This is a genomic window from Cytobacillus sp. Bac17, assembly GCF_024519925.1.
GTDB classification, from domain to species: domain Bacteria; phylum Bacillota; class Bacilli; order Bacillales; family Cytobacillaceae; genus Cytobacillus; species Cytobacillus pseudoceanisediminis.
The window spans coordinates 150947-175721 of record NZ_JALJRC010000001.1; the positions used below are offsets into that span (position 1 = coordinate 150947).

Annotated in this window: 23 protein-coding genes; 5 read left to right on the forward strand and 18 right to left on the reverse strand. The window is 37.8% G+C overall.

All coding sequences use genetic code 11. The annotated features are described in order from the left end of the window. Nucleotides 1-26: 26 nt before the first annotated feature. The 3 genes from NR125_RS00770 to NR125_RS00780 form a co-directional block, all read right to left on the reverse strand. Complete coding sequence (locus tag NR125_RS00770; RefSeq protein WP_251264954.1) at nt 27-800, reverse strand: sulfotransferase domain-containing protein; 774 nt, start codon at nt 798-800, stop codon at nt 27-29. A gap of 441 nt (nt 801-1241) precedes the next feature. Further along, nucleotides 1242-1955: a glycosyltransferase gene (locus tag NR125_RS00775; protein ID WP_071157819.1), complete on the reverse strand. Its 714-nt coding sequence runs from the start codon at nt 1953-1955 to the stop codon at nt 1242-1244. Nucleotides 1956-1975: 20 nt separating this feature from the next. Further along, entirely contained in the window at nt 1976-2794 is an 819-nt protein-coding gene (locus NR125_RS00780; RefSeq protein WP_009334805.1) for a DUF4915 domain-containing protein, read from the reverse strand. 160 nt (nt 2795-2954) lie between these two features. On the opposite strand from NR125_RS00780, the gene NR125_RS00785 reads away from it, so the two are divergent. Beyond that, nucleotides 2955-4067, forward strand: a complete 1113-nt coding sequence (locus NR125_RS00785; RefSeq protein ID WP_372675446.1) for a glycosyltransferase family 4 protein — start codon at nt 2955-2957, stop codon at nt 4065-4067. A gap of 200 nt (nt 4068-4267) precedes the next feature. On the opposite strand, the gene NR125_RS00790 is transcribed toward NR125_RS00785, so the two are convergent. The 5 genes from NR125_RS00790 to NR125_RS00810 form a co-directional block, all read right to left on the reverse strand. After that, nucleotides 4268-5170: an NAD-dependent epimerase/dehydratase family protein gene (locus tag NR125_RS00790; RefSeq protein ID WP_251156604.1), complete on the reverse strand. Its 903-nt coding sequence runs from the start codon at nt 5168-5170 to the stop codon at nt 4268-4270. Then, nucleotides 5167-5994, reverse strand: coding sequence for a dTDP-4-dehydrorhamnose reductase family protein (locus tag NR125_RS00795; RefSeq protein WP_009334808.1), 828 nt, complete (start codon nt 5992-5994; stop codon nt 5167-5169). The genes NR125_RS00790 and NR125_RS00795 overlap by 4 nt, the downstream gene beginning before the upstream one ends. Continuing rightward, the gene (locus tag NR125_RS00800) at nt 5995-6981 is read right to left on the reverse strand and encodes a polysaccharide biosynthesis protein (protein WP_009334809.1); all 987 of its coding nucleotides are present in this window, start codon (nt 6979-6981) and stop codon (nt 5995-5997) included. It abuts the gene before it with no gap. Next, nucleotides 6974-8065, reverse strand: coding sequence for a non-hydrolyzing UDP-N-acetylglucosamine 2-epimerase (wecB, locus tag NR125_RS00805; protein WP_009334810.1), 1092 nt, complete (start codon nt 8063-8065; stop codon nt 6974-6976). Before wecB ends, NR125_RS00800 begins: the two co-directional genes overlap by 8 nt. A gap of 187 nt (nt 8066-8252) precedes the next feature. Beyond that, nucleotides 8253-9479, reverse strand: coding sequence for a BMQ_0737 family morphogenetic spore coat protein (locus NR125_RS00810; RefSeq protein WP_071157827.1), 1227 nt, complete (start codon nt 9477-9479; stop codon nt 8253-8255). A 163-nt stretch (nt 9480-9642) separates the two neighbouring features. On the opposite strand from NR125_RS00810, the gene NR125_RS00815 reads away from it, so the two are divergent. The 4 genes from NR125_RS00815 to NR125_RS00830 all read left to right on the forward strand — a co-directional run bounded on the left by NR125_RS00815 (nt 9643) and on the right by NR125_RS00830 (nt 12941). Further along, on the forward strand, nt 9643-10827 hold the full coding sequence (locus tag NR125_RS00815) for a hypothetical protein (RefSeq protein ID WP_019382440.1): 1185 nt from the start codon (nt 9643-9645) through the stop codon (nt 10825-10827). Between the two features lie 97 nt (nt 10828-10924). Continuing rightward, entirely contained in the window at nt 10925-11824 is a 900-nt protein-coding gene (locus NR125_RS00820) for a hypothetical protein (RefSeq protein ID WP_256814638.1), read from the forward strand. A 115-nt stretch (nt 11825-11939) separates the two neighbouring features. Further along, nucleotides 11940-12617 carry a hypothetical protein gene (locus NR125_RS00825; RefSeq protein ID WP_256814639.1) on the forward strand — a complete coding sequence of 226 codons (678 nt, stop codon included), beginning with the start codon at nt 11940-11942 and terminating at the stop codon, nt 12615-12617. Between the two features lie 132 nt (nt 12618-12749). Continuing rightward, the gene (locus tag NR125_RS00830; protein WP_071157831.1) at nt 12750-12941 is read left to right on the forward strand and encodes a CsbD family protein; all 192 of its coding nucleotides are present in this window, start codon (nt 12750-12752) and stop codon (nt 12939-12941) included. Nucleotides 12942-12984: 43 nt separating this feature from the next. On the opposite strand, the gene NR125_RS00835 is transcribed toward NR125_RS00830, so the two are convergent. The 10 genes from NR125_RS00835 to NR125_RS00880 form a co-directional block, all read right to left on the reverse strand. After that, nucleotides 12985-13971 carry a C40 family peptidase gene (locus NR125_RS00835; RefSeq protein WP_192908543.1) on the reverse strand — a complete coding sequence of 329 codons (987 nt, stop codon included), beginning with the start codon at nt 13969-13971 and terminating at the stop codon, nt 12985-12987. A gap of 294 nt (nt 13972-14265) precedes the next feature. After that, a complete protein-coding gene (selB, locus tag NR125_RS00840) occupies nt 14266-16143 on the reverse strand; it encodes a selenocysteine-specific translation elongation factor (protein WP_175502183.1) in 1878 nt (625 codons plus the stop codon). Nucleotides 16144-16219: 76 nt separating this feature from the next. Next, entirely contained in the window at nt 16220-17023 is an 804-nt protein-coding gene (gene coaW / locus NR125_RS00845) for a type II pantothenate kinase (protein WP_019382446.1), read from the reverse strand. Beyond that, nucleotides 16998-17606 (reverse strand): YwaF family protein, encoded by a 609-nt coding sequence (locus tag NR125_RS00850; protein WP_372675449.1) that lies wholly within the window; start codon nt 17604-17606, stop codon nt 16998-17000. Before NR125_RS00850 ends, coaW begins: the two co-directional genes overlap by 26 nt. Next, nucleotides 17489-17749, reverse strand: coding sequence for a hypothetical protein (locus NR125_RS00855; protein WP_256814641.1), 261 nt, complete (start codon nt 17747-17749; stop codon nt 17489-17491). Before NR125_RS00855 ends, NR125_RS00850 begins: the two co-directional genes overlap by 118 nt. Nucleotides 17750-17815: 66 nt before the next feature. Then, nucleotides 17816-18190, reverse strand: a complete 375-nt coding sequence (locus NR125_RS00860; protein WP_009334820.1) for an SET domain-containing protein — start codon at nt 18188-18190, stop codon at nt 17816-17818. Between the two features lie 35 nt (nt 18191-18225). Continuing rightward, a complete protein-coding gene (locus NR125_RS00865; protein WP_019382448.1) occupies nt 18226-18903 on the reverse strand; it encodes a Dph6-related ATP pyrophosphatase in 678 nt (225 codons plus the stop codon). Between the two features lie 64 nt (nt 18904-18967). Continuing rightward, a complete protein-coding gene (locus NR125_RS00870; RefSeq protein WP_256814642.1) occupies nt 18968-22102 on the reverse strand; it encodes an AAA family ATPase in 3135 nt (1044 codons plus the stop codon). Further along, nucleotides 22099-23244, reverse strand: a complete 1146-nt coding sequence (locus NR125_RS00875) for an exonuclease SbcCD subunit D (protein ID WP_019382450.1) — start codon at nt 23242-23244, stop codon at nt 22099-22101. Before NR125_RS00875 ends, NR125_RS00870 begins: the two co-directional genes overlap by 4 nt. A 179-nt stretch (nt 23245-23423) precedes the next feature. Next, nucleotides 23424-24707, reverse strand: coding sequence for a Na+/H+ antiporter NhaC family protein (locus NR125_RS00880; protein ID WP_071157838.1), 1284 nt, complete (start codon nt 24705-24707; stop codon nt 23424-23426). Nucleotides 24708-24775: the final 68 nt, after the last annotated feature.

The window sequence follows — 24775 nt, forward strand, 5'->3', positions numbered from 1 at the left end:
ATCGCAAAATCGGCCATGTTTATAAATCACCAATTATTGTCCTTTTCATAACCTAGTTTAATGATCAAATCACCAGCTACTTTTTTAAAGTTCGCTTTATTTCTAGATGTAAATTCTTCACGCCACCCTCCAAATTTGCCTTGTCTATATGTCCATGAGTTTTTAGTATCAATGTTGTTTTTCATTATTTTTAAGAATTCACTTTTACTTATGTTTAGGTTTCTTAGATCTTCCCATAAAAAATTTATTATTTTTAATATTTCAGTATCTGCAGTTAAATTATTTACTAGATCTTCGTAACGTATGCTGCACACGCTGGGATCTTTACGCCATTCATAAATTTTATAAGTTTCCTCATAAATGCCTGGATAATGTTTCTTAACCCCCCACTTATTTTCATTTTCTTCACCAATCAGATCTACTCCAAGAATGACAGCATCTAATTGATCTTCAAATAAGGTAATTCTCTTTTTAAAAACTTGATGAAGAGGATGATCAAAAAATACATCATTAATAAAGTAAACCATTGAAACAGCAACATCTCTTAAGTCTCTGTAAATGAATATCTGATTTATTGACTTACTTTGAAGTCCGCTTGAAAATTTTTCATTATATGGCAGGTGACTATAGACCAATTCACCTTCCTTAATACTTAGTACATCATTTTCATTGTTTACCCAATATGATTTACCTTGATATAATTTAGTTATGCCTTTTACTAATTGTATTACTAAATTAGTACTGCTTTTTGGGACAGAGTTAATAAATATCTTAGGTTGTTTAAAAGATTTGTTTTGCACTTTTTCACTCCTATTTAATGTTTTTATGATAGTAATTTAATCTCTTCTAATACAAATTCTTTCATAGTTAAAACGCCATGTTACATTCAAACAATCTTTCCACACAAATCTCCCTCGATAATTACTTAATACGGAAATGAAAATTAAATTTAAATACCCTTCAACCTGTCTTTTATAGGTTATGTCTAATTCTTATTCTTGCTATAGGCTGGTTTTATAGAATTATTCTTTATATTTACAAAATCCTCTTTTGCCTAGCCATGATCAATATTTTCAATCCTGAATTGATTTGAAAAGCAAAAAAATTTATTTAAAGCAGGCATAAATTAATGTCACAAAATATTTTTTCAATTAGAAAGTTTATTAATATAGGTTATACCGGCAAAAGATCTAGCTAAAAAAACAGCAGCTTGTCTATAGAAGCTGCTGTAAAGTAATTAATTATTTTTCTTTTAAATATTTCTCCAGTTCTGTTTTATATTTTAGTTTTACTTTCCTTGATTCCTTCAACACATCATTTAAATATTGTTTACTTCCCATTTTCCCATGAACTCTATACAATGTGAGTGGAATATTTAAATGTCCTATTTTAAATTTTAGAAACACCCTAATCCAATAATCATAGTCATTGGCATATCTCAGTGATTCATCAAAAAGCCCAATACTTTTAGTAACCTCTCTCCGCATCATAATAGTGGAACCGTTTATCGGGCAGCCTACTATTAGGCTTTTTAGGAGCTCTTCAGAGTTTAAAGGACCAACAGAATCAGATATTATTCGATTCTTTTCATTAATGCAAAAGTAATTGGTATAAGAAAACATATACATTTTGTTTTTCATAAAATCTAATTGTGTTTCGACTTTTGTATTAATAAATAAATCATCTGAACTCAACCATACAATATATTCTCCCTTTGAATTCCTTATTCCCTCATTTAATGCTGAAGCAGTTCCACCATTTTTTTTTCTTATATAGAAGATCTTGTCCTTAAGTGGTTTTATCATTGGTATATGAGAAGTTGATCCATCATCCACCACAATAACTTCAATATTTCTATAAGTTTGTTTTAATGCACTAGAAATTGCTCTCTGGACATATTTACAATTATAGAATGGAATAATAATAGAAACTAAAGGATATTCATTTAATTCCACAATCTTTCACCTCTTTGTAATCAGATAAAAATAATTCCATATATTTCCAAGGAGGGGATTGGCACAAAAGTTGATAGTTTATTATTCATATTTAATAAATAGACTCCACAGTCTGAAGAAATATTAGGATGCTTTTCTAATAATTTATTTATATGTCTAGTTATACTTTGGCCAATTAGAACCGTTTCATTCTGAACAGCTAGACCTCTCGTATAACCAAGACATTTAAATAATATATTATTTTCTTTACGTACAGAGAATTCTTCCGAATTACAAAAATACAGATCATTCTTATATAACATAACACTATGAGGCTGAGATATTCCTTCATATAGAACATTCTTAACTTTCTTCTTTTTTAAAGAATATTCAACTACCCCGCCTCCAATATTAAATTGGCCAGGTAAATGAAACATTGATACAAAAAGACTATTTTCTTCAATAAATATATCATTAATATGGCAAATATCTGTTGCTCTGTTGGAAGAAAAGCAAATCTCATCGACTCTGTTTAATCCATTTGATAAATCATATATGCCAATACAATTAAGCTTAGTTTCTGCTAAATAAGCAAAATCTCCACTAATAGCTATACCATGCAGATCTAATCCTTTTCCTGCATGGCTAAAATTTACAACATTTAAACTTTCATCCAATAGAATAATTCCTTCCTCATTTGATGCAACAACAAATCCCTTACCATATCTAGCTATTCCTCTGCATTCAATATCTAATATTATTTGAAGTGTATTCATTCCTTTTTGGCGTTTCAGATGGTATAGTCCTCCATTTTGGTTACAGCAGCTTATCAGTGCATTAAAATCTTTAACTTGTAACATATACAACACTCCAACAATTTTAACTATGTTTTAGTTACTTTTATTTTCTTAGTAAACAAAACACCTTTCAAGGTATTTTATGCATATATAATAATGAGTGCGCAATATATTAATCATAGGATTAAAATATTTGGAAATAAACTTATTCAAATAAATCGAGGTGGAATTATTGGACTTATCTAAAAAAACCGGAGCAGGCGGAATTAAAGTTTTATTTACGTATTATATTCCCAGTGGAGGTATCGAGACACTAAATAGACAGCGTTTTTATGCTCTAAGTAAAGCAGGAGTTACCTGTCACTTTTTGTATAAACAACATGGAACCGGATTACAGAATATGTTAAAACCAGTTTTTGTTCTTGATAAAGAAGAACTTATCAGGGAGTTAGTTATTCGTGAAAAGTATGATGCTATAGTAGTGGCATCAGATCTTCAAATGCTTGAGAATTTAAAGAAATGGGGAATTAAAAGTACATTAATCTATGAAGTTCAAGGACTTGGCTTCTATAAAGAATATGCAGAAAAATTCATTAAAACTCAAGCTTATGATATTATTAATAATTTTGCTGATGGAATTTTATACCCTAGAACGCCTCATTTAATAAAAGCTTTTGAAAAATATTTTCCCAATAAAAAGAAATTTTGCTTTCACAATTGCTTTAACTCAAAAAGTTTTCATTATAAGAAACTGCCTGCTCCTAAGAACCCTATCCTTGGCTGGGTTGGAAGGATAGAAGAAAATAAAAATTGGAGGGATTTTTTAACAATAGGGTCAAAGTTAAGTGAATCTATCCCCAATATCCAAATGTGGATGTTTGAAGACAATACTCTTTCAAAACCTGAATCAAGAAAAGAATTTGAAAATATGGTATCTTCCCTCAAACTGAATAACAGATTAACAATCTACCCTAATCAACCTCATAGTAAGATGGCAGACTACTTTTCAATGATCGGGGATTCTGGTGGCCTGTTATGCTCTACCTCAAAAGTTGAGGGTTTTGGATACGCAGTTCTTGAAGCTATGATTTGTAGATGTCCTGTCCTTACAACAGATTCAGATGGAGTCCGAAGCTTTATTGTTCATAACCATACAGGAAAATATTATAAACAGGGAGATATCAATCATGCTATCCAGGAAGCTAAAATATTACTAACAAACATTCCTATTAGAAATGAAATAAGAAGAAATGGAGTAGCACATATTGAAAAAATATTTTCGCCTGAAATTTATGCTGCTAATTTTCTGAATATGCTTATTACATTAAAAGAATAAAAATAATTTCAACCATTACATTCTTCAACCACTAGCTTTTTATAGGATTTGTATTATTTTGTTAGTTTCATAGCTGTGTTTACATTTTAAACTAATGATTTTACTATTATAAATGGCAGCCATTCAAAAGATCGTAAATCAAGAACATTTTAATATCTCATCTAAGTTAATCTGTAAATTTCTAATAGAAGAAACCCATTTTAATAAGGGTTTCTTCTATAATATTTAAGATTATCCTCAAGTGATTTTTTAAAAGAGATAAATGGTTTCCACCCCAATTGGTTTATTCTTTCAGATGATATCTTAACTTTATCTTCTCTAATGCTCCTTTCAGATATTTTAACTTTAAAGTTAATGGGTGTCATCGTTTTAAATATTTTTACAACTTCCCCTAGTGAGCGGCTTTTTCCAGATGAAATTGGATAAATTTCTTTACTTACCCCGTTCTTTAAAAGAATTTCATAAGCTCTGACGGCATCTCGAACGTCTATGAAGTCACGCTGAGCGTACAGATTGTTCACATTAAGAATATGTTCTGCTTTTTGGCTTTCCATTTCAGCAATCTTTTTTGCAAACATAGAACATACCCCGTTTGAATTGCCTGGACCTATTAAATTCGTTGGTTGGGCAATGACAATCGAAAGGCCATAAAGTTCTGCCCAAGCTCTGGCAGCTAGCACTTGAAATGTTTTACTGAGACTATATGGATGGGTAATTGCAGAGATATTGGAAGGGTCGATTTGAAGAGCGGATCCTACTATGACAGACTTTGATTCAGGGCATTCTTTATGGATAGCATCCAGTATATATACAGTTGAAAGCAGATTGGTTTCCAACGTTCCTGTTGGATCGGACCATGATTGACCAACATGGTTTTGACCGGCCAAATGCAACAGATATTGCGGTTTTACTTTCTTTATTAAATTTAGCACCAATTCTTTGTTATGAAGATCGCATTGTTCTACCATAACATTATCAATAGCAATATCCTTACTTCTTGTAACAGCAGTTACCTCATATCCGGCAGATGCAAAATACCTGCAGGAATGGAGGCCAGTAAATCCAGCTGCACCAGTAATTAATATTTTAGACTTCCCGCTCACTTTTTTTTCATCCAGTCTCTAAGTTCCAATAGCATTTCCTTATAAGGCGGGACTTGATACTTCCAATCACTTCTTGTATTTATAATGGTTCTATCCTGTTTAATTTCGCTATCAGGCTGAATGACAACATCTCTTTTATTAAATATCTCTTTAATTAACATCAGCAAATTATATTTTGAAATTTTTTCATCACAAGATAAATGATAAAGTCCCGTTATATTCTGCTTAATCATCCAATCGATTGCCTTTGCCAATTCAAGAGTAGTAACACCATTCCAATAAACTTCCTTATATCCCTTTATGTTCCCTTTTTGCTTCATGAACCACAAAAATAATCCGATCCCACTTCCTTTTAATTCAGGGCCTATTATAGAAGTCCGAATGGTCAAATGTGTATCACTGATGATTTCTCCAAGCTGTTTTGATTCAGCATAAACAGAAGTCCCATCTGGTATATCATTTTCAGAATAATTCCCTTTCGTCCCTAAAAATACACAATCAGTGCTAATGTGAATTACCTTCCCATTGTATCTCTCTGCAAATTTGACTAATTGATGGGGAAGCAAACTATTAACCTGAAAAGCTAGCTTTTGGTTTTTTTCTGCAAATTCGTTCAATATTCCAATACAATTAATTATTACATCGGGCTTTTGCTTATTAATTACGTCCTCAAGCTTTAAAGAATCTGTGATATCAAGATAAATTCCATCTTCATCTTCTTTATTCCTTGAAGTATAAATGACATTATATTGTGGCTGCCTCTGAAGATAATCTACTATCATATGGCCTGCCATCCCTTTTCCTCCAAGGACTAATACCTTCATTTATATAAACCTGCCTTTCTTTAAAACTTTCCTGATTTCATCCGTGCTCATTAGGTCTTTGCTGGAATTATAATTTATTAGATTAACCGGTTTATAATTTGCATATTTTTCCTTCAAGCCATCAATATGAATACTTGGCAATATAACAAAATACTCTTCATCATAAGCAATTGTTGTTTCACTTTCATACTCTGAAAGCAGAAGTTCATGAATCTTCTCTCCTGGTCGAACACCCAGAATCTCAACATCGATTCCTTTTTTGCCCATATCCTCAGATAAAACATGTGCAAGATCCAGGATTTTACATGCTGGCATCTTCATGACAAAAATCTCCCCGCCCAAACTTTCAAAAGTGGCCTTAAAAACCAGTTTGATAGCTTCTTCAATTGTTAAGAAAAATCTTGTCATCTCTGGATCAGTAATGCCAATCCTGCCTTTTTCTATTATCTGTTTCTTAAAGACATGAATCACGCTTCCATTTGTTCCAAGAACATTCCCGCCTCTTATGCAAACAAATTTTGTGTCAGTGTTAAGTGTATTTGCATGGATGATTAGCCTTTCTCCCATCGCTTTAGATAATCCATAAAAATTTGATGGATTTGCCGCTTTATCCGTGGAAATGTATACGACTCTTTTTACCTTGTTATGAATCGCAGCTTCAATTACATTCTGGGTACCGTGAACATTTGTCTTTAATGCTTCTAGGGGCTGATATTCACATACAGGAACATGCTTCAGAGCAGCAAGGTGAAAAACATAATCAACACCCTCAGATGCTTCCATGATAATTTCTTTTTCTTTAATATCTCCGATCACAAAATGAAGCAGCGGGTTATTGTCAAATTCTTGCTTCATCGAAAATTGGTTAGATTCGTTCCTGGAAAAAATTCTTATCTCCTTAGGTTTATAATCTAAAAGCTGCCTAACGAGTTCATAGCCCCATGATCCCGTTCCTCCAGTAATTAGAATTGTCTGGTTCTTAAACAACTTCCATGCCTCCCATCAATAATTTCACCACTTTATCAGAAACACCTGTCTCGCCATATCCCTCAGGCAAAGACCAGTCTCTTTCTCCTTTTAGCATTACATTTACACAATTCAATATCTTTCCCGAGTCTATACCTGATAGAACATTGCTTCCGCAATCAATTGTTTCAGGTCTTTCCGTTGTCCGCCGTACTGTAACCGTTGGCACCCGAAAAATACAGCACTCTTCCTGGACAGTTCCACTATCCGTTAAGACACATAACGCCTTTTGCTCCAATTGAACAAAATCAAAGAAACCAAAGGGTTCATGAAATTCAACAAAGGTATTAAGCGTAAATGAATCAAGCTTTTGAAGCTTTGATCTTGTGCGGGGGTGAATACTGCAGATGATTCTTTTTCGATAAATCTCTGCCACCCTGTTGATTCCATTCATAATTTCTCTTAGGTGGCATAAATTATCTACATTCTCAGCCCTGTGAATAGTTACTAAGAAATATTCTTCCTGCTGTAGACCAAGCGTCTTAATTATCTGACTCTGATCAATACTTGTTTTGTAAGCACTTAATACTTCTTTTATTGGGTTCCCGGAAAGGATGATTCTGTTTTTTGGAAATCCTTCTTTCATTAAATTTTCTTTACTTTGTGGTGTATAAGGCAGATTAAAGCTAGCAATAGCATCAATTACTTTTCGGTTCTTTTCTTCAGGAACGTTCAAATCGAAGCAACGATTCCCGGCTTCCATATGAATAACCGGGATTCCCATTCTTTCAGCCAATATTGCGCTTAATCCACTATTTGTATCTCCCAGTACCAAAACCTTATCCGGCTTTTCTTTTAGAAGGATATTTTCTAATTGATTAAACATATTTCCAAGCTGGCCACCTAAAGTGGCCTGTTTTTTCGATAAGATATAATCCGGTTCCCTGATCTTTAATTCCCGAAAAAACAAGTCGCTTAATGATTCAGTAAAGTTTTGGCCGGTATGGACAAGTATGTGTTTTGAGGCTAATAAATCAAGCTTTTTAATAATAAGGCTAAGACGGATTATTTCTGGTCTTGTCCCCAAAATTGTCATAATTCTCACTTTGTGCACTCCTTTCTGCTAAAATCATTATTTCAATTCGTCCCTATTAACCTATTCATATATCTTTAATTTGAATAGGTTTGTATCATTCATTTAAGTTAATTTTTTTGCTGCCAAAACGGATTCTTTGAAAAAAAAAGAAGGGTTGCCCCTTCTAATCATAGCTATTTAACATTTATACTTGGGATTAGTCATCTAGTAAGTTAGGAAAAGTAACACAATCCTGTACAACTAAATCTTCATCTGGTACAAAATCTACTGCAGCAGCAGCAAAAGTTATCAGAGCTGTTCCAGCAAGATCAGTAAGGGTAATGGCATATGTGTCATCAGCTGATCCGATATTTTCTACTAATGTCAATGTGAACAATACAGTCCGGTCAGCAACTCCAGGGTCTGCAAAGCTTACTGTACCTGCCCCTTCAACAGTCATCGTTGTTACCCCAAGAACCTCTGTACATTCCGGCATTCCAATTTCTGAAGCAGTAAACGTAAAGCTTTGATCTACAGTACCTGTTCCTGTTCCTGTTGGAACAACGAAATCTTCGACAATCCAGGAAATAGTGCTCCCAGTTAATTGACAGTTATCGCAAATCTCAGCATTAAGTTCCGTAGTATAAGTTCCTGCAGCTAACGGTGCATCAAAAAGAATTGGTGCGAAGGTAATATCAACTGGACCAGTCAATGGATCTGTATCCACAAACGCCTGGCAATCACAGTTGTCGCGAGGGAAGAAGTCACATTGTGCAGGCCATTCGAATTCCGGACATACGCCGTTAGTAGGAAGTTCAATGTCATTTGGACGCGGGAAGCAGAATTTAGCAAGTACTTCTAGTTTTACATCTGCTTCTACTTGAATCTCGAAACAGATATCCAGCATAACCTGAAGGCCAAGGTCTGGGTCTCCAGTTTCGATGAAGTTAGTGTCACAGTCTAGTGAAATTAAACGGCAGAACACGTTATCAGCTGTAAACGGTTCTGGAGCACAAACAACTAAACGGCGGGATTCACTGATAGTAGGACGGAATTGGCAAATGATAGCACCTGTGCTATCAAAGATTGTAATTAGCGGTCTAATAGTGAAAATGACTTTTACAATGGCCACTTCTACTAGTCTGCCGCCTAGCGGAATTTCACGTCTTTCAATTCTGGAAGAAACTGTACACAATGCGTTTCCATCCGTATCTGGAGGATCAAGCGGGAAGAAGCCTCCTACATCTGGAACTTCGCATGTTACATCCAGCGGTGTTCTTCCTGCTGCAACCGCTGCAGCAACTGCAGCTGCGCAATCATCCGGCAAGGTTATACCTGTATCGGTAGAAATAGCATCAAAAACCCAGTCATAAACCTTGGATACCCGAATACATTCTTCTTGAACGTTATTAGGAGTCAATTGGGATCCTCTAATAGGTTTCAAGCAAATCATCCTTTCTAATAGGTTGTGTTTTCACTTCATAGTATGGATATATTTAGAATTGTGTTCTAATCAAATAGCCTGTTTTTGTTGATTCTCACGAATTCGGTCTCTTCTTCATATATATAGGTGTTACAAATGCAATTGATAAAAGGAGACTGTACACATGACCTATTCTGTTTTTATTGATGGCGAACTTTTAGGCAAAGCTCTCTATCAGTCAGCAGTTAGCCTAGCATTATTTTGTGAGCAGCAGGGATTTGAAGCAGTTATTGATCAACACAAAGAAACGATTAATATTGAAACCGGAAGAAAACAGCACCCTATCTCAATTTCTGCTCGTTCAAAGAACCAGCCAAGCCAGGACGCTGTTCTAAAATTGAATGATATCCTTAAAGCTGAGGGTCTGGATCTTTTGAAAGAGCCAAGTATCATTATATATTTGGATAGCATTGACCAGCAGTATTCTGATCAGCAATTGATCATTGAACATAATGTTCTTCTTGATGAAAGGCTCAAAAATCTTCTCATTATAGAGTTTAATAAAGCAAAAATACCTTTTGTTTTAAATGAAAAGAAAAATTTAGCTGCTGATGGGAAACAGCAATTAGCCTTCAGATCTCAATTTAACGAAGATGATCGACTAATATTAAGCATATCCCGTGCTTTGATCAGGTACTGCAGCGTCAAACCTGCTGCAAATAATTCGGCTATAGTGCCAATGCCACTTATAAAGTCCTGGTTAAGCTCCTTTTTAGATCAAGCACCACTGCCTAATACACAAGAAAAGAAAGCAGTAACAAAGGGTCCTGAAAAAACCATGAAACCCGAAAAGAATAAAAATAGCTCAGCAGTCAACAGCCAAGACCAAAGATTAAAGAAAGCCAATGCTGAAGTATTCCTAAATTACACAATGCTCATTCCAAGACCGGATGATGAACAAAAAGAGTATATGGTGAACGGTTCAATCATAATGAAAAATACTGGGGATCTTGATTTAAAGAATCCTGTCATATGCATTAAAATCCCCGTCGAACAAGGAATCTCTTTACAGGGCCAGATCCTGCCGCCTAAACTGGTTGCAGGTCTGGCAATGAAGGGCAGTGATGGAGAAAAAGGGTGGAAATATGTATATGATGATTGGAGAGATAGGGTGAAAACCAAAGGGGAATATTGGATTACTTCCATTCAGGAATTAACTATTCCCCCTGGAGGCTCTGAAGTATTCAACGGGTTAAAGGTCCTTATAAGAGAACCTAAAAATTCCTCGGTCGGTATCCATGCATTTGTATACTTTAATGAAGGCAAACAACAATACGCATCCAACAACACCATTTCACTTTCATTTTAAGCCTGTGTTAAACAGGCTTTTTATTTTGCAACAATCTGCCTATTAGCACATAGGATAGTGTATATGCTCCTAATTGTAAGGTCAGGAGGGCACATACATGTTGGATGCACCTTTCATTAAAGATAATGGGAAACAAGACTATAGAAATCTTCAGCAAAAAGTGATTTATCTTACTGCTGAAATCTCAAAATATAAAAATAAAATTAAGGATTATCAAGAAAATTATCATTACAGCCAATTGGAAACTTTGAAAAATGAGAACCAATACTTAAAGGAACAAATCCAAAAAAACCAGCAGGATGAATTAAATATAAAAGAACAACTTAGTTTTGCAATAGCCCGTTATGAAATGAAGCTGAAAGAACTTTCTTCTAAAGAAGCAGATTACCTCTCTAAGATTGAATCATTAGATGAACAAATCCAAAACAGTCAGAAGCTTATTTCAAACCTGCAGGAAAATAACACCTCTTTACGTCAGAAAATTGAAGAGTTTCATAAAAATAGAATCTACCTGCATAAACAACTTTCAGAAAAAGATTCTGATCTTATCAGATTGAAAAGTGAGAATAAACATCTCCAATCAAAGAATAATGACTTTAAAGACTTAGTTGTAAGTATGAAAGATGAATTGAACAAATACTCAAATCAATTAGAGACAATCGAAAAAAAGGATCAGCTAATTATAGACGACCTGCAATATAACCTATCCATACAAAAAGAGGAAAATGAAAAGCTTCTTCTTGAAATACTGGAATACAGTACCTTAATTAGTGAATATGAAGATAAAATAAAGAAAAATGAAATGAATATAAATGAATTAAAAATAAAAGATGATAAAAACCTTCAGCTTCAACAGCAAAATGAGCAGCTGGAAGCATTAAACAGGGATTTGTATGAAGAAAAGGTGTTGTTGGAGCATGTACAAAAAGAAATAATTGCTCAGTTACTATTAATTAGAGATGAGATCAAGGAATATCCAAACTCCCCTTTTAGTTAGGATGTTATCTCTTACGGTAAACTTATGGGCAATGTTAAGAAATAATGTATTGCAGCTGAAAGAATGTAGAATATCAGAAAGGAGAATGAACATGCTCCGCAATCATACTCCCAATATGGATAACCAGATACAGCAGAAAATCACTAACCTAAAATCAGAATTAGCCAAATGTCAGTCCATGCTTAGCTCCCCTTTTAAAAGAGATGACTCAATAGAATTCGAAAATAACATGATGCAAATTAATGAATTGATCAATAAAAATGATACCTTGAGAAAGAAATTGGCTTTATTATCTGAAGAAAATAAAAAACAAAGGTCATATTTGCATAACCTACAGAAATCAGTTTATGAGCTTCATAATAAAGATTTAACAGATGAACTTTTTATAAAAGAAGATAAAGAGCTGATTTACAAATTAGAAAGACGAATTTATGAGCTTGAATTAACGTTTTGGGAAATGCATTGTAAAATTGAGAATTTGGAAAGGGAAAATGAAAGACTGATTCAAATACCTGAAAATGAAAATTCACTTCACTTATTCCATAAATCAGATTCTGGTGACACCAGCAGTGAGATCATTATATTAAAGGAAAAAAAGAGGCTTGAACAATTAGTAAGTATAGAAACGAACACAGTAACAGCCTTCAGCAAGCCAAAGCTTCAAAAAATGTCTAATAATGAAGCAGAAATTATTAATCCTGGAACTGCCCGCAATATAGAGCTTGAAAGGGCTATAAAACTTTTGGAGGGGGAAATTTTATCATTAGAAAATAAATTGAATGATCAAGAATAAAACACGTCTTTGAATAAGTCGTGTTTATTTTCTATCATTCTCCAATAAGTGTGAAGGCTGTATTTCTCAGTTAGTTTTAGAGTGCTCATTTTGGGTAAATAAGAAGTAAGCAAACACAAGGAGGAGATACTTATGAACAAAGACCAGACAAATGGAAATGTGGACCAATTAAAAGGCGAATTTAAAAAGCAATATGGCAAACTGACCAATAATGAATCCAAAGAAGCTGAAGGGAATATGGATAAATTCAAGGGACAGGCACAGGAAAAATGGGGAGATGCAAAGGAAGCCCTGTCAAAAACTTTTAATGACCGAAGAGATTAAAAAAAGTACTCAGCGCCTTAGAGCGTTGAGTACTTTTTAATGATTAAAAAGTCGTTTTCGCCCCTAAATAACGAGGCTTCCAATATGAATTATTCATATCGCTGATTTCTACACCGCGTGAAGAACCAGCATGAATGAACTTGTAATTGCCAAGGTAGATACCTGCATGTGATGGACCGGACTTGTATGTTTCAAAAAAAACCAAATCGCCCACTCTTGGTGCTGCAACATGTTTTGTCGCGCTCCAAATGGATGCTACAGTACGAGGAATAGAGATTCCCACTTTACCATATACATAGTTCAGGTAGCCGCTGCAGTCAAATCCGGCAGGTGTGCTTCCTGCCCATTCATAAGGTGAACCGATGTATTTCTTAGCTTCAGAAATCAGTTCATTCACCTTTGATGTCGTTTGGCCTGCAACCTGTGATTCTGCCGGCTTGCTTGATGCCGTACCAGATACTTTTAAAGTCTGACCAGCATAAATCAAGTCAGAAGAAAGGTTGTTCATTGCCTTTAGTTGTGAAACCGATAAGTTATGGCGAGATGCAATACCTGAAAGAGTGTCTCCTCTTTTGATGGTATAGGATCCAGTGCTTGCAGGAGCAGAAGGTGCAGCAATGTTAGCCGAACCTTTCACTTTTAGCTTTTGACCTGGATATATCGTGTCACTGCTGATTCCGTTTAAACTCTTTAGTGTACTGACGGAAAGGCCGTGTGTTCTTGCAATTCCCCATAAAGTATCGCCCGATTTCACTTTGTAGCTGACTGTACCGCCAGAAGACCCTCCTGTTGAAGCGTCATGGCTGTGCGGTGCCAGAAGAGTCAGAGCTTGTCCTTTATATATTATCGATCCTGATATATTATTCCATCTCTTTAACTCTTCAATTGAAAGATTGTTAGAGCGGGAGATTCCCCATAAGGTGTCGCCAGACTGAACTATATATTTATTTTCATGAGCACTTGCTTCTCCATTGAACGGTGTAATCAAAAAACCAGCTGTCGCAGCCATTGTAAGTAGTTGTTTCTTCAAGTTGTACACTCCTTAAATTTCTTTGACAACCTAATATTAGTAATAATTCTAGTAAAATCCTATCTGAAAATAATGGACAAATAGGTAAAATCATCTATAATTTCATGGAATTCCCTACACTGGTTAAATTGTAGTAACTTTGTCCTGTATTTATTAGTAGTTATTTCCACAATAACAGGGGTAACCGGGTAAATCTTCGTCATATTTCGGACTATTCTGATTAAACTTTCTTTTCCCCAAACAAAAAATAGATCAGCATTTTAAAGCTGATCTACTTAAAGAAAACTCCTTACTTTAAATCCATATTCTTTTATTTTCTGCTCTGCGTGTCATTCCCAAAGTATCAAGTTTTTCGAGAAAAGGAATCATATACTTTCTGGAAAGACCCAATACATCCTTTGCATTGCCCACTTCAAATTCAGCAGCTGTGCTCTTTTTCAGTTCTTCTACTGCTTTTCTAAAATGATCACCATGCCAATAGTATTGTGCATCTAGCGGTACGACGATTTCCTGGTCTTCTAAATAGCGTTTTAAATCGCCTTTGAGATTCTCTGGGATTCCTGCAGAAGCATAATATTCATCGAAAGGCTTTACTTTATAGCCATCTTTTTTTAAGTCAGCAAGAAGATTGTCAGTGCGTTTTTGCCAGCTTTTCGGTACATGCGGATAAAAACCTTTATTCTGTAAAAACTGGCCTTTTCGTTGGAACGCGCTCTCTTCAATCGCTGCATTCAAAACAAATTCAACCAGCATTTTAGGATATTTATTCTGCATTGCCTGCAGCAATTCTGCTTTATTGGCCCCTTGCTTCATTGGATTTTCCAGGTGGAACTCATTCAGGCGGTCAGCTATTTCTTCCTCTACTGCCTCTTTGATGGCTACTAAAGTGAATTCCTTGCTGTTAATACTCAGAAAATCTTCTTCTTTAAGTATTTCTTTAACCGTCAATTCATCCAGTGAGGTTTTTGCTGTAATCTCTGAAACCGTAAGTACCTTATCATCTGACAACGCCGCTTTTATGCGATCTTTCGGTGTACCTTCTTTTTTCCGGCTTAAGTTTTCAATGGTTTTTTGGCCGAACCGGTATTTTTCCCCGTTGGGATCGATAACCCAGCCCCCGCCGATAGTCTCCTGGGGACTAGGCCGTCTTAAAATGAACCTGTCTCCCCTTTTGGCGACGACTTCTTCTTCTAAACGGAGCTGGCAGAGAATTTCTCCCTCTGAATTGGATAAATCATTACGGTCAAAAAAGACGATTTTGCCCATGACCTCAGCTGTACCAATATGGCATTTGATCGGCATTCTCTGTTTGACGATATGCTCTAAATCTCCCACCATTCTTACTGCCACATCAATGGTTTTCGTGACGCTGAAATGCTCAGACGATACAAGGACCTCTCCCCGCTCAATATCCTCCTTCGAAACACCCGAAAGGTTAATGGCTGCCCTTTGCCCTGCAAATGCCGCTTTTGCAGGCTGATGATGTACCTGCAGCTGGCGTGCCCTGGTCTCAATACCATTTGGCATGATTTTCAGAAGCTGTCCTTCTTCTACTTTTCCTTCATAAACAGTTCCTCTGACTACGGTTCCCTGGCCTTTCACCGTAAATACCTGATCGATTGGAAGGCGGAATGCGCCTTTTGCATCCCGTGTGTCCCTTTCTTTCAGCGTAAGGATAATTAACTGCTTTAACTCTTCAATCCCTTTGCCTGACAAGCTATCTGTTAAAATAAATGGAACATCTTCAAAAACAGTTCCTTTCAGTTCCTCAAGAATTTCTTCTTTTACAAGGCCGGTGAACTCTTCGTCCACACGATCAATTTTTGTTATGGCGACAATGCCATTTCGGATCCCCAGAAAATCAAGAATTTCCAGATGTTCTCTTGTTTGCGGCATAACACCTTCATCTGCTGCAACAGCCAGGATGACTAAATCAATACCTGCAACACCTGCAATCATTTGCCTGATAAAACGTTCATGACCCGGTACATCCACTACTGAAATTTGAATTTCCTCATCTTCATGTAAAGGGGCAAATCCTAGTTCTATGGATATTTGCCTTTCTTTTTCTTCTTTTAGCCTATCTGTATCCACGTTTGTTAATGCTTTAGTCAATGTAGTTTTTCCATGATCGATATGGCCAGCCATACCGATTGTAAAGTATCTTTTCATCAAATCTGCCACCTGCTTCTTTTTGCATTCTTGTTCAACTGTATCCTGAAAAAAAGAATCTTTCAATCAACTGGTTTTATAAGGACAGCATCGCACCTAATGCTCCACAATACGCCCCATTTTGAATAAAGACAGGTTTCTTGCCAAGCATGGCGGTATATTTCTCTAACAGGTGCTTTAACGGGGCATTATGCCGAAGTGTGCTTCCTATATAAATTATGTATTCAATTTGGTGCTGATCTGCGGCCTGAGTGCTTAAGAGTACTATCGTTTCAGCAATCATGCTGGTTAAACTGGCAGCTTTGTCTTCCTTGCTTACTTGATCATCCTTAATTTTCCCAAAATTGCTCGCAGTCAGGCTTCCATCTAACGGTGAATCGAATGGTGAATAAATATCTTTGACCAATAAATCTGCATTCTCTGCTTTCCCGCTGGCAGCCAGCGAAACGAGCTTGGAAAAGTCACCTTCACCAGTCAGCAATCTTCCCAGTCCCATCAACGTGCCCCCGCCAATGCCGCTCCCGGTCACCCTTGAGATACTCCCGCCGTTGTTTAGGGAAATCGAGGTTCCTGTGCCTATACTTATGAAGAGAAAATTTTCATAGGATAATCCATCTTGCTTCATCAAATAGGATGCACCCATACCGCAAGACTCAAATTCAGGAACAATCCGGGCATTTTGAAAAAACTCATTTTGAAGGTATTCAGCCTTCCCGCCTGTTAAGGCAATTGGCGCATCAGCAGCAGTCATTTTCAGCCAATTCATTGAACTGTACAGCTCATCAATCGGATAGCTTTTGTAATGGATTTGACCTTGTTCTTCAAATGCCATTTTCAGCAGAGAACCTCCAGCATCAATCCCTATTTTTGCAGGTTTCATGCAGATTCCGCCTTTCCAGCTTTATTTTTCCAATCATTTTGAATGGCAGCAGCAATAATGAAAACAGCATTAATGCCGCTATCTCCAGTGTTATTATGTAATAAGGGTAAGGTCCGAAGTAATCTAATAATGAAGTATTCTCAGGCTTACGGGAAAGGAACATATAATTTCCTCCTGTTAGCTTGTTTGCGAAAAATGCCGCAGCTGCACAGAGATTCAGGAAGATAAAAGATTGGAACAGACCCTTTCCTGTTGGCCTGAATTGATGAACAAACACGAAATAAAGGCAAGTCCAAACAATTAGATTATGAGTAATAAAAAATTGAAAATAGCGAAAATGAGGAAAGCCTAAAAACAGCTCGGGAGTCAGAATGGCCATTATTGCCCCCGTGACGCCTATGTAATAGACAATCTGGAAGACGGCCTTAGATTTTGATGCCAATAATAACAAGCAAAGGACTAAGCTTATGGAGCAAAGCTGGAGCGGCAGAGTGAAGGAAAGATCCCATTTCCCGCCATGATAAAGCCAGAAATGGTAAAGCAGCTCCAGTGTAAAAGCAGCAGAAACATATACAGCCTGAATTTTTGATCAAGCCGGTATAACCCTTTTCTGAATATGAATAAAAGCGCTGATGCTGCTGCAAATAACACAATCATGGCAATATGAGGCGCGGAAAAAGACATAAAAGGGAAAGCTTTATAATCATGAGAAAATACATCGGACAAACTATTCTCTCCCTTCCGGGCTGGAGACTGCTCTCCAGGTCTGGAAAGGACTAGACTCCAATTAAATTATTTATTAAACCAAAGGGGATCATCATTATCAGCTTCCCCATTATAATTAATCAATACCTCTTCACCTGCTTTAATGTCTCTATAAGCGAAAAAGTCAAAGGTATGATTGTCAAAGTTAATATCATATACTGCATTTGGCTTGTAGGAATGGTTAAAAAGCATCCCATAGCCTAATAAAATGGCACTGTGATTTTTTCCGTATTCAAATGCATAATCAGCCAGAGCCGTTTTTTCAATATACTGATGCTCTTTGTTTGGATAAGGAAGGACCGGAGCCTCATGAATCAGTTCACCCTTCTTAATATCACGAGTAGCAAAGACTCCTCTATTATGTTCGCCATCGCTTACTGCTGATGTCTTAATTTCGATCATTTCATTACCTGCACATTCTCGTCAATGACGTTTTTTTATTTTTCAGCGAGCCTAAACTCACCAAATTCCAATTTCTTCGTGGTTTCAAGCTGAATCACTACAGGAGAGTCCAGCTGGATGCTTTTATAAAATAGCGGACCGTCATAAACAAATGTATGATACTCACCTGATTCACCCATTGGACAGACAGGCTCATCTTCAATTTTGCTTACAAAGTCTTGATTAAGTTCCTTGCCCAGCCAGGAGCTGTCCAATACATCTTCCCGGACACGTATGACTTTGGCTTTATAGCCTGATTCCGCAAAGGCCTTTAATGCCTTAAGACTATCTTTCTCCTCCATCCATAGAGGATATACCGCATCCAATCCTGCTTCGGCAGCTGTTTTTTCTCCCCATTCGCGGTGACCATCCAAGTATAGATCCCCATATGCAATGCCTGTAATCCCATATGTATCTTTTATTTTTCTTAAATCACTCACGAAACGTTCCGAGTAATCCTCAAAAGTACAATAAATAAACTCTGCAGGTATGGACAAGCTTTTAGCCTGAAGCTGGATTAATTCCTTTTTTTCACCATGCCCGAACGTTCTGCCAATTTCCTTTGGAACCGTTGTCAGAAGGCATGCAACCTCGTACCCCTGTTTTATTAGAACATCTAGAGCCAGACAGCTGTCTTTGCCGCCGCTCCATGATAAAACGACTTTCTTCCTCAACAGTCTTCACCAACTTTAATAGTATTGGAAAAAGGATAGAAGGTCTATCCTTTTTCCTTGAATCCTAATTTAAAAATTGAAACTGTGTACGGCTTCCTGTCTGGCTTGCTGTTACTTCCAGACGTGCATCAATTCTTTCCTTCAGCTCAGGAACATGAGAGATGATGCCTACAAGCCTTCCGCTGCTTTGGATTTCGATCAATGCTTCTATTGCCTGATCTAATGATTCGGGATCAAGTGTTCCAAATCCTTCATCAATGAACATCGTCTCAAGGGATACCCCTCCTGCGTATTGCTGCACCACGTCCGCCAGACCAAGAGCAAGTGCGAGCGCGGCTTTAAAGCTTTCTCCTCCAGATAAAGTTTTAACATGCCTTTCCTGTCCAGTGTATTGATCGAACACTAGCAATTCCAGGCCGCTTTGTGCGTTGCCCTTTGACCGGTCTGTTTTTCGAAGCAGCATATATCTTCCGCTAGTCATCTTTGATAAACGTCCGTTGGCTTCCCTCAGTATATCATCTAAAAAGGCCGCCAGGACAAATCGTTCAAAAGTAATTCGGTAAGTGTTCTGCCCTTTTGAAATTTCATACAAGTGCCCGATTACTTTGTACCTTTCCTCCAGGGCTTTCATATTTTCATTTATTTCTTCGATTTTTTGCATAGTCTCTTTATTTTGCTTTTTCATCATAAACAGATTTGTATATTGATCCTGCAGCAGTTTCAATTGATCATCTGTTTCCTGCAATAATAGCTGCAAGCTATCCAGGTCAGGTTTTTCAATCCCTTCCAAGAGCTGCCCCAGCTCAGCGTATCGATCATGAACAGAACGGACTTCTTCCCGATATTCCCTTACTTCACCTTCAAGCTGCCTGATCTGATCCTCTGATTTTTTGGCATCACGGTATTCTCCGTAGACTTCAAAGCCCTGGTCCTTCATGCGCTGCACAAAATTCTGCCTTTCGGCTGCAAGCTTTTGCTCGATTTTATCAGCCTGCTTTTGAAGTGTCTCCAGTTTTGCCTGTTCTGCCAAGAGGGCCGACTTTGCATCTTGATAATTCTGCTGGGATGATTCCAGCTGCCTTTGCATAATTTCAAGTTTCTCAGCAGCAGTTTTCAAACTTGACTCATAAGCATCAATAGACCGCAGGTTTTCAGGAATAGTATCCGTCATCCTCGCCAAGTTGCTTCTCTTTTCCGCATGCAAAATGGCTGCGTCATTTATTTGGTCTTGCAGCCGGTCAATTTCTGCAGTTAGAGCTTCTTTCCTCTGCTGTGTTTTTTCTAACTCAGCAGTACAGTTTTCCAGCCTTAAAGATTTCTTCTTCAGTTCAGCATGAATTTTCAGAAGATCCTTCTTTTGATCGGCAAGAGTATTTTTCAGCACAAGCAAACTTTCTTGTTTAAAGTCAGGACGGTGTTTTTGCATTTGGGCTGTGAGTTCAGCCAATCCACTCTCGCTGGAATTCATGCGGGACTGGGCTTCATAAAAAGCAGACTCCGCTTTCGCTTTCTCGGCTTCAATTTGAGCTGCCTGTTTTTTTGCTTCCTTTAGGTCTTTTTCATCCGGAATATCATGCGGAGATACAGCCGGATTTGGATGGTGTTCTGAGCCACAGACCGGACATGCCTCCCCGTTTTGCAGCCTGTTTGCCAAGATCGATGCCTGTCCATGAAGCCACTTGCCCTCCAGTTCTTCCACAAGCAGTTTGGCATCAGTCAGCCTGGATGAAGTCTGATCAAAATAATTTCTCTTATTGCTGAAGGCATTCATTGATAATTGATGCTCTTTATGCAGCTCTTCATATTTATGAAGCCGTTCTATTTCGTCTGTCAGTTTCTCCAGGTTTCGTTCAATCTCAATCTGTGCAAGCTTACTCTTTTCAATGTCCTGCTTTTCTTCAGAAAGTGTTTTTATTTGTAAATCAGCTTTTTGATGGGCTTCATCTTTCTGTCTCTTTTGAAGCCGGAGGTATTCAAGATTTTTTTCAAGAGAACGGACCAGCTTTTCCACTTTTGCATACGAGAGAATGTCCTCTTTCATATTTTGCAGGTGATTAACCTGTTCGGCAGCTTGTTTTCTTTCTTCCTCGCGGTTCTTTTCAGATTCCCATTTATCTTGCTTTTCTTTTAGGAGAGTTTCAAGAGTGCCTATATTTTTCTGAAGCTCATGAAGATCGGCATGTGCTGCATCAAGATCTTTCTTCAGTTCATGACAGAGCTGCTCCTGCTGATTAAGCAGGGCTGCTTTCTGGGCAAGAGCAATGGCATTCTCTTTGGCAGTATATTGGCCCCTAAGCCCCTCCAGCTCTTCTTTCCTTTGCTTTAGCTCTTCTTTCGTCTTCAGCTGTTTGAGTACCATTTCAGCTTCATAGAGCTTTTGCTGAAGATGATCTCTCTGTTCCTTCTTTTTCCTGCCTGCTTCTGTCAGCTCAGCAAGGCCTGCTTCCATTTCCTTAATTTCCTCTGCAAGAAGCGGCATGAGCAGGGTGTCATTAACACTTCCTGCTTCGAGGCAGGATTTCAGCTCCTCGCTATATAAAGCCTGAACCTGATTAAAATACTGATCTCTCAGTTTTATCTGTTCTTCTACCGTTCTTTTTAATTCAGTTGCATCTTCTTTTAGTTTTTCTTCTATGCTTTTGTATATTTGAGTATGGAATAACCGCTGAAGAATGACTTCCTTATCCTTGCTTTCAGAAGTTAGGAGCTTTCGGAACTCTCCCTGGGGAATCATCAGAATTTGCCTGAACTGATTGCTGTCAATGATCATAATTTCTTTTATCTTTTCATCAACATCCCTGACATTTGAAGCCAGGAGCTTTTGCTCTCCATTTTCACCATACATATACAGTTCTGCTTTGGCACTTACTGTCGTCGTGCCATCGCCGCGCTCTTTTTTCTTTTCCTGCTGAGGAGACCTAGTAATATAATATCTTTTATTTCTTAAAATGAATTCGAGGGAAATCTCGGTTAGTGTATTATTTTTCGCAAACTGGCTTCGAAGTTCGGGGCCATTTCGATCCTCCCCGCTCGCCTTTCCGTAAATCGCATAGCTGATGCCGTCAAAAATAGTGGTTTTACCTGAACCCGTCTTTCCGGATATGACAAACATGGTCCGATTTCCAAGTTCCGTAAAATCAATGCTCTCACTGTCTGCGTAGGGGCCGAACGCCTGCATCGTTAATTTTAATGGCTTCATTTCAGCGCCTCCTCCCTTAGCACTTTTTCGATCACATCGGTCATAACCTGCTGTTTATCTTCTGTAAATTCGGAAGTGGTCATTTGTTCATAGAATTGTTTAAACAGATCAAGCTCCGACTTTTTCTCTTCCTTCATCGAAAGGAAGGAGCTTTTTTTCTTCATATCTGTAACGGCTATCCTTCTTTCAAGGTGAAGAACATTTGGGTAGACCTGTCTCAGCTTATTAATCGGATCAAGCAATGCGCCTTCATCAAAAAGGGTGATTTTCAGATAGTCATCAAGGTTCTGTTTTTCATAGAAAGCTGGATCCATCAGTTCATCCAGATGCCCTTCGATCTCTCTCAAGTCTTTTTTAGGCTTTAATGAACGAGTACGCAAGTCAAATTCACCATTCTCCTTCATTTCTATAATAGAAATGGATTTTTCCTGTTTAGCTTCGGAAAAAGAATATTTTAATAGGGAGCCTGAATAGCGGATCTTGTCATGCTTTATGGCATCAGGACTATGCAAATGACCAAGTGCCGTATAGGAGAAAGGATCAAAGCTGCTTGAATGGACACAGCCTGATCCTCCGACAGAGAGGGTCCTCTCCGAATCACTGGTAGCACCGCCCAATACAAAAGCATGTCCGACAAGAACGTTCGGTTCATTTGGATTCAGGTACTCTTCAATTCTGTTCACAATTGCCTTCATTGCATCATCATGGGAATGCACACGGTCGTCATCAAGCAAATGCCTGACCATTCCGGGTTCAGCATACGGAACCAGATAAAAGTTCACACCATTAATATGTATGGGCCTAAAATCATTTACCAGTTTTCCAGACAGGTAGAACTTGCTTTGTTTGTACCAGGAGCTACCAAAGGACAGCCTTTCAGCGCTGTCATGGTTTCCTCCTATGGCAACCACAGGTGTATTGAGCTCTACATTTATTTTAAAAAGGATTTCATTCAGCAATTCTACAGCATCAGTCGGAGGTACGGAACGGTCATATAAGTCTCCTGCAATAACGACTGCATCCGGCTTTTCTTCCTCTACCACATCAATAAATTGATGCAAAAAATGACGCTGATCTCCGGTCATATATACACCATGGACCAGCTTGCCCAAATGCCAATCAGCGGTATGGATAAATTTCATATCTAACACCCTCTTTTCCTTGCCTGAGATTCTTTCTGCAATGTTACCATTATACCAAATCAAAAAACGGCAATGGCTCAGCAAAATTTGACAGAACATTCGTTCTAATTATATCAGAGATTATTTCCAAAACATAGCATTATTCGAAAAGAAAAAGAGCCCAACAAAGGCTCTTTCATCTATTGCTTTTTTAGCTTAGGGAAGTTAATCAAAATGGCAATAACACCGCAAATGCCAATTAATATTGGATAAATGGAATATGCCATGATGCTCACCGGCGAAATGGCAGCGAGCCCGGAAGCAGCCAGCATCTGTGCCCCATATGGGATAGTCCCTTGTACAAAACAGGCAAATATATCAAGAATACTTGCTGATTTACGTGGGTCAATCTCATATTGATCTGCAATTTTTTTGGCAAGCGGCCCTGCAATAATGATGGCAATTGTGTTATTGGCTGTAGATAAATTTGTCAGGGTGACAAGTGACGCAATACCAAATTCAGCTCCCCTGCGAGATTTTATTTTGCTTGTAGCCATGTGAAGCAAGTAATCGATTCCCCCATTAAATCGGATGATCTCAACCAATCCGCCAATGAGGATGGCAATTATCGCAAGGGTCTGCATACCAGCCATTCCTTCAGCAATCATTTGCAGGAATGAAACAAAGGTATAGCTGCCGTCTGCAATTCCGATCAGCCCTGCAAGAAGGATACCCCCGCTAAGGACAAGAATGACATTCATGCCAAGCAAAGCTGCAGCCAATACGCCAAGATAAGGGATTACTTTCAAAAAGCTGTAATCCCCGCTGGTTACCACGCTTTCCTGACCTGCTGTTAAAATCCCAAGAATCAAAGCCGTAAGCAATGCAGCAGGCAGGACGATTAAGAAATTCACACGGAATTTATCGGTCATTCTCGTTCCTTGTGTCCTGACCGCTGCAATGGTCGTATCAGAAATGACGGAAAGATTATCCCCGAACATGGCACCGCCTATTATTGCTGCCATGGCCAATGCGACGGAAATATCTGTCTCCGCAGAAAGAGCTACACCAATTGGAGCGAGAGCTACAACTGTCCCCATTGATGTTCCCATTGATAATGAAATAAAGCATGCAATGATAAAAATTCCGACCATAAGCAGATTCTGCGGGATAAAAGAGAGTGCAAGGTTCACTGTTGAATCAACTGCACCCATACCTTTAGCTGTACCAGAAAAGGCCCCTGCCAGGATAAAAATGATGGACATTAATATAATATCGGGATGACCTGCCCCTTTAGTGAATATCTCTACTTTTTCCATGAATGGCTTTTTTCTGTTCATTGCCAGTGCTATTCCGGCTGTAGCGGATACAATGACAATGATTGGAATGCTATTGAAATCTCCTGTTGCTATGCCGCTTCCAATAAAAATTAGAAGGAAAGCCAAAAGCGGCAATAATGCCCAGGGATTGCCCTTGTTTTTCATTAAAAATCTCCTCTCCGAATGGATTTTCCAGCAAAATAAAAAGACCTCTTCAAGCAAGAAGAGATCTT